Annotated in this window: 9 protein-coding genes; 2 read left to right on the top strand and 7 right to left on the bottom strand. The window is 32.4% G+C overall.

Annotated elements, in window-relative coordinates; all coding sequences use genetic code 11:
• Positions 1-32: 32 nt before the first annotated feature.
• The 6 genes from FUA24_RS23120 to rimK form a co-directional block, all read right to left on the bottom strand.
• Complete coding sequence (locus tag FUA24_RS23120) at positions 33-479, bottom strand: phytochrome family protein (protein ID WP_148545642.1); 447 nt, start codon at positions 477-479, stop codon at positions 33-35.
• A gap of 152 nt (positions 480-631) precedes the next feature.
• Positions 632-1,045, bottom strand: a complete 414-nt coding sequence (locus tag FUA24_RS23115) for a response regulator (protein ID WP_148545640.1) — start codon at positions 1,043-1,045, stop codon at positions 632-634.
• Between the two features lie 3 nt (positions 1,046-1,048).
• On the bottom strand, positions 1,049-2,500 hold the full coding sequence (locus tag FUA24_RS23110; RefSeq protein ID WP_148545638.1) for a PAS domain-containing sensor histidine kinase: 1,452 nt from the start codon (positions 2,498-2,500) through the stop codon (positions 1,049-1,051).
• Positions 2,501-2,602: 102 nt separating this feature from the next.
• A complete protein-coding gene (locus tag FUA24_RS23105) occupies positions 2,603-3,169 on the bottom strand; it encodes a 5-formyltetrahydrofolate cyclo-ligase (RefSeq protein WP_148545635.1) in 567 nt (188 codons plus the stop codon).
• Positions 3,156-4,133: a succinylglutamate desuccinylase/aspartoacylase family protein gene (locus FUA24_RS23100; protein WP_148545633.1), complete on the bottom strand. Its 978-nt coding sequence runs from the start codon at positions 4,131-4,133 to the stop codon at positions 3,156-3,158. The genes FUA24_RS23105 and FUA24_RS23100 overlap by 14 nt, the downstream gene beginning before the upstream one ends.
• Before the next feature lie 25 nt (positions 4,134-4,158).
• The gene (rimK, locus tag FUA24_RS23095; RefSeq protein ID WP_148545631.1) at positions 4,159-5,034 is read right to left on the bottom strand and encodes a 30S ribosomal protein S6--L-glutamate ligase; all 876 of its coding nucleotides are present in this window, start codon (positions 5,032-5,034) and stop codon (positions 4,159-4,161) included.
• A gap of 184 nt (positions 5,035-5,218) precedes the next feature.
• Between rimK and uvrC the strand changes: the two genes are divergently transcribed.
• Positions 5,219-7,015, top strand: a complete 1,797-nt coding sequence (gene uvrC / locus FUA24_RS23090) for an excinuclease ABC subunit UvrC (protein ID WP_148545629.1) — start codon at positions 5,219-5,221, stop codon at positions 7,013-7,015.
• A gap of 190 nt (positions 7,016-7,205) precedes the next feature.
• Positions 7,206-9,368, top strand: coding sequence for a patatin-like phospholipase family protein (locus tag FUA24_RS23085; protein WP_246147146.1), 2,163 nt, complete (start codon positions 7,206-7,208; stop codon positions 9,366-9,368).
• On the opposite strand, the gene FUA24_RS23080 is transcribed toward FUA24_RS23085, so the two are convergent.
• Positions 9,365-11,245 (bottom strand): hypothetical protein, encoded by a 1,881-nt coding sequence (locus tag FUA24_RS23080; protein ID WP_148545625.1) that lies wholly within the window; start codon positions 11,243-11,245, stop codon positions 9,365-9,367. The genes FUA24_RS23085 and FUA24_RS23080 overlap by 4 nt on opposite strands.
• Between the last annotated feature and the right edge of the window lie 87 nt (positions 11,246-11,332).

Below are 11,332 nucleotides of genomic sequence, written 5' to 3'. Positions count from 1 at the left end.
TTGGGCTATTTTATGTAATCGCCTCAATTTTTTTATAGATATATTTTAATGACTGTTCCCTTGTCTGAAACAGATTCAAGGTAAATGTTACCTTGAAAGCCTACATCTTGTTCCTTATCAAAATTGTTCATGTCAATTCTTGCACCATTATCAGAAACTTCTAAAGTTGGTTTAGAGTTTTCTAAATACGTGGAAATGTTAATCACAGAAGCTGAATTAGGTTGTTTACGTTTAATTGCTCCTGCAATTAGACTTAACAAAATACGCTCTAATAAAGCGGGTCTGTAATAAATAGAATTTAACTTTGAAAAATCTGAATTAATTTTGATGTTTTCGTCAACTAGAATAGCACTAATCGAAATTAATACTTCAGATAAGGATTTGTTGAAACTTATAGATGACTTGTGCTTATCTATATTTTTCGTTTCTAAATAGACAATATCATCGACGGTATTGTCAACTAATTGAGATAATAGCATTTTACTTCAAGTTAAGTTATTGAGAGAATTGAGAGTAACTTGGTGTAAACTTAGTGAAAAAAAGCGGTAATTTGTAAAAAATTAACACTTAATCGGTGAAATGCATCTTTTCAGCGAAGTTTTTCACTATGTTTTGTAAATGAAAATAGGCTTTAGCCGCATTTTTTCAATATGTTTTCCAGTTTATTTAGATTTAAAGGTTTAGATATGTAATCTTGAACTGTTGGTGATGATTTTGCTCTTTTTATATCAACAGGGTTAATGGAAGAGCTTACAACATACAAGCATATTTTCTTCTTTATCTTAGATTTAATTTTATTGAACCGTTCTAGGAACTCCCATCCGTCCATAATGGGCATGTTTAAATCTAGAAAAATGATTTCGGGAATATGTTCTTCGGAGTTTACCAAGGAAGATTCCAAATAATCTATACTCTGCTTTCCATTGTTAAAAATGAGAAACTCGTTACATAAATTATTCTTTTCAATTATTTTTTTAATGAGGTTGGTATAAATTAAGTCATCATCAATAATGCACGCCAGTTGTCTAGTTGGGTTTGCTTGCATGGTTTAGAATTTGATTTTAAAAGTGGTACCTTGATTAACTATACTTTCAACGGAAATTTGTCCTTTAAGAGCTTCAACTTGGTTTTTGGTAATAAAAAGCCCAATGCCTTTGGCATCTTGATTATTATGAAATGTATTATACATACCAAAAAGCTTTTTGCCATATTTGTCTAAATCAATTCCAATGCCGTTATCTGAAACTTTTAAAATGGCATTGTCGTTTTCATCAAAATATGTTGAAATATCAATGATTGGATCTCTGTCTGGATGTTTATATTTTATAGCATTTGTTATTAGATTCAATAAAATACTTTCTAAATAAGCAGGGATATAGTCAATAGATTCTATTTTAGAAAAGTCAGAATTAACCTTTGCTTTTTGATTAATTATAATCTGACTAATAGAAATTAAAACTTGGCAGAGTGTATTATTAAAATTAACACTAGATTTACTCTTGTTAGTACTTGTTTGAATAGTTAATACCTCATTTAAGTGTTCTATGGTATCATTTAAACTCTTGGCAACGTCTCCAAAATTGCTCATTAATTCCATTTTCTCGTTTGGATCCGAATAAGACTCAATAAGCTCTGCAATTAAACTTAAATTGCTGGAATGAGATCTCAAATTATGTGATACAATATGAGCAAAATTAAATAACCTTTTATTCTGCGAGGCTATAATGTTTGAGGTTCTAAGTAAACTTAATTCTCTAGCCTTAGATTTATCTATATCTTGAAAAACACCTCTAACGCCAATAATTTCTTTATCGTTGTTGTATACCGGTTTTCCCATGGCTCTAACCCAGAGTTTTTTTTCGTCTCTGGTGAGCATTTTAATTTCTATATTAAAAGATTTACCGTGTAAAGCACATTCCATAAAGGTTTGGCGTGCTAGCTCTTGGTGCTCTTCTGGATAATATTTCGCCGAGTGCTTTAAAGAAGGTATGTAATCTTCCTCGTAGCCAAGAATTCGCCTAGTTTGTTGGTCCCAATAACTTTTTTGCTTTAAAAAGTCTATATACCAACTACCAGTTTTGGTCATTTCTGCGGTTTCTTTATAATAGAATTTGGCGTTTTTTACCTTTTTGTTGGTCTTAAACTTTCTTTTGTTAAAGAAAATAAATTTGGAAGTTTTATTTTCTTTAAAAGAAAAGTTGTGGTTAGTGGTACAAACGAATTCTTTGTATTTACCCTTTTCTGACTTTATGAGCATACTTTGCCGAAAATCAGTTCCGTTTTTTAATAAACCAAAAAAGTTGTTTTTAAATTGTTTGGAATCTTCACGATGAATGAGGTTTTCAAGAAAGAAATTGAGGGTGATGTCAACTTTTTTTTCGGAATAACCCAGACTAGATAAAAAGGCTTTTGACCATAAAATTTCATCATTGTCTTTAAGTTCCCAGTAGGCAATATCTATGTCATCTACTGTTTTGTTGAGTACTTCAGATAATAGCATTTTAGGTTAAGTTATTTGAGAGATTTGAGAGTAACTTGTGGTAAACTTAACAAAAAATTAATATATCTTACAAATATTTTTACATTTAATCGTTAAAAACAATCACTTAAACGAGTGAAATGTGGTTTTTGTAATACAGTGATCAAGTTTAATATCATTTGCAAAAACGTTACTAATTTCCTCTTCAGCTTCAAAAAAGGACAATCCTATTTTTAAAGTTTCGGGTTTGCATTTAGATAAAAACCTATCGTAAAACCCTTTCCCATACCCTACACGATTTCCTTTTTTATCAAAAGCTAAAAGTGGAATAAATACTACGTCAATTTTACTGTCGTCAATTTCAATTCCGTCTACGGGTTCAGGAATATTATATTGATTCTTTTTTAAAATCGTGTTGTCGGTTAACAGAAAATGGTGCATTTCATACGTCTCAAAATCACTTCTGGACACAAGAATATTTTTGTCCTTTCCAGAAAGGATACTCAATATGTATTCTGTATTTACTTCTTTTTGTTCTTCAATAGGAAGAAATATATGGTAGAAAGAATGTTCCCATATGGGTAAAGCAATAAGTTGATTTGCTATAGCAATACTAAAATCTTCAACATCATCTAAAGACAGATTTCGTCTTAATGTTTTATATTTTTTTCTTAATTCAGCTTTTGTCATTTAAAACCGTACTTATATGAAACAACGCGTCGCCTTGGTAAACAATGGGAGCTTCATTAACATTAATTACATATCCAGAGTTAGGTGATTTTACAAAATAATTAAGTTTACCATACGGATCTGTTATATTTCCTAATAAATCGCCTTTCTGAACCTGAGAATTAAGACTAACTACAGGTTTAAACATGCCCGAATATTTCGCTCTAACCCATCTACTTTCTTTAATAAAGACACATTCTTTTTTTGGAGATGAAGACTTAAAACTAGAATTCAGCATTCCAAAATGTTTTAATAGGCGTTTAGCACCGTTTACCCCAGAATTGGTTACCGTGTCATCAATGTTAAGGGATTTTCCGCCTTCAAAAAGTAATAAGGGTTTATTTAATTTATGGCATGTATTTCTAAAGGACTTGTTTAAATTTTTAGAGTATAAAACAAAAGGCGCTCCAAATATTTTAGCCAGCTGTTTTAATTCTAATTCGCCTTCGGCAACTCTAATCTGAGGTGCATTAAATCTGCCCGATCCACCAGTATGAAAATCTATAATATAATCTACATGCGGAATTACTTCGGTTATTAATTTGTAAGCAACTCTACTTGCTAGTGAGCCTTTTGGGCTACCAGGAAATACGCGATTTAAATCTCTACCATCGGGAAACTCTCTTTTCAAATTTATAAAACCAAAAACATTAATAACGGGCATACAAATTATTGTGCCTCTTTTGGGTTTATTAATTCCTTTAGCTATTAATTGACGTACAATTTCAACACCATTAACTTCATCTCCATGAATACCAGCCGTAAACAATACCGTGGGCCCAATTTTTTTAGAACGCTCAATAATTACAGGAATGTTTACTGGTGTAGTTGTATGAAGATTGGCAACATCAAAGTTTACTTCTTTGCTTTCGCCAGGAGCAATAGCCTCATTAAGTATAGTTAAAGTCTTTTTTTCTGTACTCATAAATCAATTCAATCAAATTTTAGACCTAACGTCTGTTTCTTTCTATATAAGTAATAATACTTTTAGCAATATTTTTTCCAGTGGCTGTTTCTATACCTTCTAAACCTGGAGTTGAGTTAACTTCAAGTAATAAAGGACCTCGGCTAGATTGAAGCATATCGACACCACAAACGGGAAGTTTTAATGCTCTTGCTGCTTTCATAGCTACCTTTATTTCTGTCTCGTTTAGCTTAATAATTTCGGCAGTACCACCTCGGTGTAAATTAGAACGGAATTCACCTTCTTTTCCTTGTCGTTTCATTGCACCTACTACATGTCCATCTACAACAAGAACTCTAATGTCAGCACCTTTTGCCTCTTCTATAAATTCCTGAACCAGAGCACGAGCTTGTAAACCATTAAAAGCTTCTAAAACCGACTCAGCAGCACTTTTTGTTTCGGCTAAAACAACACCTAAACCTTGGGTACCCTCTAAAAGTTTAATAATTACTGGAGCACCTCTAACATGAGACAATACTTTTTCTATATCTCTAGAATAGTTCGTAAATACCGTTTTAGGCATGCCAATACCAGCTTTAGATAACCTTTGGAAACTTCTAAGTTTATCTCTGGAGCGAATAATGGCATCGGATGTTACAGAGGTAAACACATTCATCATCTCAAACTGTCTAACCACAGCACAACCAAAAAACGTAACAGAAGCTCCAATTCTTGGTATAATTGCATCTACATAATCTAAATAGCGATCTTTATAATAAATAGTTGGTTTCTCTTTCTCAATAATAAGGTCGCATTTAAGAGGGTCAATAACTTCCATCTCATGACCTCTATTTTCACCTTCCTCTATGAGTCTTTGTGTAGAGTATAAGTTGGCGTTTCTAGAAAGGATAACTATGTTCATAAAAGTACTTAAAGTGTCTTAAGTTAATAGTATTTAAAGTTAGTTTCTATTTTACTTTAGGACTTATAGCTTAGTGCAATATACTAAAAAAGCATTGTGATTTTAACACAATAGTATGAGCTTTTAAGAAACTTTAGGAACTTATAACTTTAAATACTTGAAACTTTAATATACCTTTGGTGTAATGAGCGATACGCCTTTAGATATTCAACTTAAAACCTTGCCTAACTCTCCTGGAGTGTATCAGTATTTTGATGCCAATGGTACCATAATTTATGTAGGAAAGGCCAAAAATTTAAAGAAGCGTGTAAGTTCGTATTTTACGAAAAACCACGACTACGGAAAAACTAGAGTTTTAGTAAAAAAAATAGCGGATATAAAGCACATTGTTGTTGAAACAGAGACCGATGCTTTACTGCTTGAAAATAATCTTATTAAAAAACATCAGCCACGTTACAACGTAATGTTGAAAGACGATAAGTCTTACCCATGGATTTGTATAAAAAAAGAACGGTTTCCTAGAGTGTTTTCTACAAGGCGTGTTTTTAAAGGTGGTGGCGAATATTTTGGTCCTTATACCAGTGGAAAGACCGTGCATACGTTATTGGATTTAATAAAGGGATTATATCCGTTGCGAACTTGCAATTATGATTTAGCTCAATCAAAAATTGATGCAGGTAAATACAAAGTATGTTTAGAATACCATTTAGGAAATTGTAAAGGTGCCTGCGAAGGAAATGAGTCTGAAGAAGAATACAACGAGAACATAAAAGCTATTAGACAAATTCTTAAGGGTAATTTTAAGGATTCATTACAGCAGTTTAAAAAGCAAATGAAGCAATTTGCTGAAGATATGTTGTTCGAGGAAGCTCAAAAAATAAAAGAAAAGATTGAAGTTTTAGAGAATTACCAAGCGCGTTCTACAATAGTTAACCCCAAGATTAGTAATGTAGATGTGTTTTCTATAATGAGTGATGAAACCTATGGTTATGTCAATTTTCTTCAATTATCTTATGGTTCCATAATAAGATCCCACACCTTAGAAATAAAAAAGAAATTAGAAGAAACAGATAAGGAGCTGCTAGAGTTGGCAATTACAGAAATAAGACAGCGTTTTCATTCTAACTCTAAAGAAATTTACGTGCCTTTTGAAGTGGATTTGGGGGAGACCGTAAAAGTAACCATACCTAAATTAGGAGATAAAAAACACATTTTGGATTTATCGCTTCGTAATGCTAAGTATTATAGAATGGAGCGTTTTAAGCAAGATAAAATTGTAGATCCCGATAGGCATGCAAATAGAATTATGGCACAGATGAAAGGAGATTTGCGTTTATCTGAAGAGCCAAGGCATATTGAATGTTTTGATAATTCTAATATTCAAGGAACAAATCCGGTAGCCGCTTGTGTTGTCTTTAAAAATGGGAAGCCAAGTAAAAAAGATTACCGCCATTTTAATATAAAAACGGTTGAAGGACCAGACGATTTTGCTTCTATGGAAGAGGTGGTACATCGTAGGTATAAAAGATTGTTGGAAGAAGCGCAACCTTTACCGCAATTAATCATCATAGATGGGGGGAAGGGACAGTTATCGTCAGCACTTAAAAGTTTAGATCTTTTAGGGTTAAGAGGAAAAATAGCCATTATTGGTATTGCAAAGCGTTTAGAGGAGCTGTTTTATCCTGATGATCCAATTCCTTTGTATTTAGATAAAAAAAGTGAAACACTAAAGATAATTCAGCAGTTACGGAATGAAGCACACCGTTTTGGTATAGAGCATCATAGAAATAAACGCAGTAAAAATGCGTTGAATACAGAGTTGGAAACCATACCTGGGATTGGAGAAAAAACGGTTGTGGAGTTGTTAAGGCATTTTAAATCCGCTAAGCGTGTAGCTAATGCTAAATTAGACGAGTTAGAAGTTGTGGTTGGTAATTCTAGAGCTGAAAAGGTGTATAATTATTATCATATAGAAAAGTAATGGTAAATATTTGTCATTTCGACGTCAGGAGAAATCTCATAATTATTTATTTGATAGGTGGTTTTATGAGATGTCTCAATCGTACCTCATTTCGACATGACAAAAGCACTTATTTTATATTTTGAAACAAAAGATAATCATATCACTCATATTTCTATTAGCTTTCATCTCCGCGAAAGCACAAAACAACTTGCTTGAAACTAAAGAACAAAAAGTAGGTTTAGTATTAAGTGGTGGTGGAGCAAAAGGACTGGCGCATATTGGTGTTCTTAAGGTTATTGATAGTTTGGGGATAAAAATAGATTATGTAGCTGGTACAAGCATGGGAGCAATAGTAGGGTCGCTTTATGCATCTGGTTACACAGGTAAAGAACTGGATTCTATTTTTAGAGAAGCAGATTTTGAAACTATTATTACAGATGATTTACCACGTGCGTCTAAAGGGTTCTTTGAGCGTAGTAACGACGAAAAGTATGCGGTAAAATTGCCTTTTAACAAGTTTAAAGTAAAACTGCCTTCGGCACTTTCTAGAGGACAAAATGCCTATAACATGTTGCTTAAGCTGCAACTTCATGTTAACGAAATAGAGGATTTTAGTAAACTTCCAATTCCGTTTTTTTGTATTGCAACTAATGTTGAAACAGGTAAGCAAATTGTTTTAGAAGAAGGTAATTTAACCCAGAGTATAATGGCTAGTGGAGCCTTGCCATCCCTGTTTCAGCCCGTTTCCTTAGGGGATAAATTATTAATAGATGGAGGCGTGGTTAATAACTATCCAATAGATGAATTACGAGCCAAGGGAATGGATGTTATCATTGGTGTAGATGTACAAGACGGATTAATGGATAGAACCGAAATTAAATCGGCTACAGATGTGTTGTTGCAAGTAAACAACTTCAGAACCATAAAAGATATGGAGATGAAATCTAAAAAAACCGATGTATATATTAAACCAGACATTACTAATTATAATGTGGTGTCTTTTGATGCGGTTAAGGAGTTAATAGATATAGGTGTTGTTGCCGGTAAAAACAAGGCTCAAGAATTAAATCAACTGCCTAGAAAAAAACGCAAAGAAATTCATCCTTTTAAGCAAGATACTATTCAAATTAATAAGGTTGAATTAAATGGTCTAGATCGTTATAGAAGATCCTATGTGTTGGGGAAAATGAAAATAAAAAGTTTCGAAAAAACGGATTATGAAGCGTTGACAGAAGGCATAAATAATTTAGTGGCTACAAACAATTTTGATGTATTTGAATACCGCTTGAAATCTTCGAAAACTAGAAAGGGATATGATTTTCATGCTAACTTAAAAGAAACCGAAACAAATACCTTTTTAAAATTTGGAGTGCATTATGATGGTTTGTACAAAAGCGGTGCTTTGGTAAATGTTACAAAGAATACACTGTTATTTGATAATGATGTTGCTTCGTTAGATATTGTTTTGGGCGATAATGTTAGGTATAACTTTAACTACTTAATTGATAAAGGATTCTATTGGAGTATAGGTTTACGTTCTAGATATATAGATTTTCACAAAAGTATAAGTGCGCAATTATTACTAAATGATACTGAAGTAGATGCTTTTGGGTTGAACAAAATCGATGTAGAGTTACAAGACCAAACCAATCAGTTTTACTTGCAAACACAATTTAGAAATGATTTTGCGTTGAGTTTAGGTGCAGAACATAAACGATTAGAGATTAGTTCCGAAACCTTGGCGACGGATGAAGAAGATGAGGATTTTATTTTTGAAAATACAGACTATTTAAGTGTTTTTGGAAATTTAAAGTTAGATACCTATGATGATAAGTACTTCCCTAAAAAGGGCTTTTATTTTAACGGAGATTTACATTGGTATCTATACGCCTCTCGTTTTAATACAACTTTTGAACCCTTTTCTATAGCTAAGGCCGATTTAGGATATGCATTAAGCTTATCTCATAATTTTGCAATAAACATAAGAACAAGTGGTGGTTTTAAACTAGGCGATAAATCTACACAGACTTTAGATTTTGCATTGGGTGGATATGGTAACGATTTAATAAACAACTTTACACCATTTCTTGGGTATGATTTTATTTCATTAACAGGAAATAGTTATGTAAAAGCACATGCCATTTTAGATTATGAAGTGTTTAAAAAACAACATATTACTGCCGAAGCTAATTGGGCTAATGTAGCTGATAATATTTTTGAAACTGGAGAATGGTTTACATTACCCGATTATAGAGGTTACGCTTTGGGGTATGCTGTAGATACTTTTATTGGCCCTATACAAGCAAAATATAGTTATTCTCCAGAAAGGAAAAAAAGTATATGGTTTTTTACCTTAGGCTTTTGGTTTTAGTTTACCACCTCTAAAATCCAGGTGTCTTCAAAATCTTTTTTCTGTCTTGCTTCGAAATACTTCTTTTTTGCAAAAGACAAGTCTTTAGTATGATACAAATAAATGTAATCGTAGTTATTGGCAGGATTGTTAAAGTAACTCACTGAATAGGAAGAGTTGTTATTTAAGTGAATGATCCAGTTTATTCTGTTACTTTTATAAGCAAATACACCATTTACAACATAATAACCCTCAACTATAGATGGAATAGAGTAAGATCTAATGTCAATGTCCGAACTACTACTAGACCTTATAGTGATGTTGTTTTCAGTCCTTTTTTTTTTAGTTACGCTTTGATTTAAAGGTAATGAAGGTTTACTAGCTATACTACTATTATAGTTGTTTTGAGCACTAACTTGCTTGGTTGCAGCAGAGACTTCCAATATCCAAGTATCTTCAAAATCTTTTAGTTTCCTAGCTTCATAATAAAGGCTTTTGGCAACTTCTAAGTCTTTTGTGTACTTTAAGAAGATATAATCAAATTTGTTTTCAGGATTATTAAAGTAATTTAGAGTATAGTCTGAGATCGTATTTAAATGTTTAATCCAATTTATTCTATTAGATTTAACTCCAAACACACCATTAACAATATAATATCCACTTTCTAGATTAGGTATATTATAGGTTCTAATATCAATTTCGTCCTCAATTTTCTTTTCCTCTTTCTTTGCTGTTTCTTGAGCTAAAGGTAATTGAGTATTACCGGCAAAATCCATGTTGTAATCTTGTTCCGGATCAAGTTTTTTAGCCGATGGAATTTCAAGAACAGAATAAATGATTTGCATTTTTTCTGTGTTATTTAAAGATTCAATGCCCAAGGTCATGTCAGTATCATTATCCTTTTTTAACATGAGTGTGGGAATTGAACTTTTAACCGTAAACAAATCAACTCCAAAGTTATTCTTAAGTCTAGGTTGTCTTCCTCCAAAATTATCAATTGAGCTACTCAGTAAATCGGTATTATCCCTGTTTTCAAAATTAATTGGTGTATTTTTATAAGTGCTTTTAGCCCAAAATATGTTCTCTTCATTTTCATTTGGGTCTCCTCCTAAAGTGAACATAGATAAAGAAAACGGTATATCAGATTTGTATTCTATGTCCATTGAGCTTTTGGCGTTAGGGAAAACAATAGCAGTTTCAGTTTCCTGATTGATTTCGGTTAAACCAATAGACCCGCTAATAAAATTGTCTTCTATATTTGGTTGTTTGTAGATAATTAAAATACTCCAACCAGCACTTAGTCCATCTTTGTTTTGTCCTTGAATAGTATTAAAATTTGCAAGCCAATAAGTGCCATTAACCTTATTTTGTTTTTGTAACATTTCGGTGATATCAATGCTGAAAATACTTGGGTCAAAAATGTCCGACTCCGTTTTAGTGTCGTATTTAGAATTATCTAGTATTACATTAGGCCTTAACGTAAGATAATCTTGGTGAAATGGCCCTTTAAATTTAATAGTGCCATCATCCATATCGGTAGAAGGGATCTTATCTAAACGTTTGTCTTTCGCTTCATCTATAAAACAAATGTTATAGTTACATGCCCAAATTACTAGAGCCTTTTCAATAGTAGCATTTTTAGGGATGTTCACAGAAACACTAGTAGAAGAATAGGTCTTTTTTTCCCGATCTTCGTCAATATTGTACAAAACCGCGTCTTCATTTTTCAAACGTGGATTTAGGTAATTCTTTTGTTTTCTTGGTTTTAGGAATGTATTGCCATTTACAAACACTTTGTATGGTCCAAAATATTCGAAGGAGTTAGCCTTATTGTTTTGAGAGAAAGCTGGTATACTGCTGGCTAATAGCAGAATACACAATGCTATTTTGCAATTCATATGAGGATGGTTGTTAGAGAGACTGCTGCTAAATATAACAAAAATACTTTTAATAGCATTTTTTCAATTTATTGTATCTTTATCCCA

The sequence above is a fragment of the Seonamhaeicola marinus genome (genome assembly GCF_008085455.1).
This window is presented reverse-complemented; position numbering and strand designations above follow the sequence as displayed.